At 39.3% G+C, this 582-nt stretch carries 1 protein-coding gene; it reads left to right on the top strand.

All coding sequences use genetic code 11. From position 1 onward, the window contains the following. The coding region (locus tag ACKGJN_RS16590) for a site-specific integrase (RefSeq protein ID WP_409540678.1) at positions 1–495 on the top strand (495 nt) is incomplete at its 5' end. Positions 496–582: the final 87 nt, after the last annotated feature.

Here is a 582-nt window from a genome sequence, read left to right as displayed (position 1 = left end):
AAGAATATTTTTCTTTTTGCCTGCTATACTGGTATGTCCTACATAGATGTAAAACACCTTACCAAAGATAATTTAATCAAAGGGGTGAATGGAAAGGACTGGATCTATAGCAGACGAGAGAAAAGCCAGGAACCAATTAAGGTTCCACTACTGGAAAAAGCTCGCGGTATTTTATATGCGTATGAAAATCCAATTTCAGAATTCCTTTTACCGGTTTATAGCAACCAAAAAACTAATAGCTATTTAAAAGAAATCGCAGACCTGTGTAAGATCCCAAAAAAACTCAGTTTTCACGTTGCCAGGCACACCTTTGCTACAACCGTCACCCTATCCAATGGAGTGCCTATAGAAACTGTTTCGAAGCTCCTGGGGCATTCTAAATTGTCTACCACACAAATCTACGCCAGAGTATTAGATCAAAAGATTGGAGACGATATGGACCTTCTTCAGGACAAACTCTTTTTAAGCAGAAGTGATGAATTGATGAGCGATTAATGAGTACGATGTAGCCAGTGGTTTCGGGGCTTTTCAGGCGACCGATGACGATTTCCGGATGTATGGAGAAATAACCATAGTTTTTTT

This window comes from Gillisia xinjiangensis (genome assembly GCF_046298265.1).
GTDB lineage: Bacteria > Bacteroidota > Bacteroidia > Flavobacteriales > Flavobacteriaceae > Gillisia > Gillisia xinjiangensis.
This window is presented reverse-complemented; position numbering and strand designations above follow the sequence as displayed.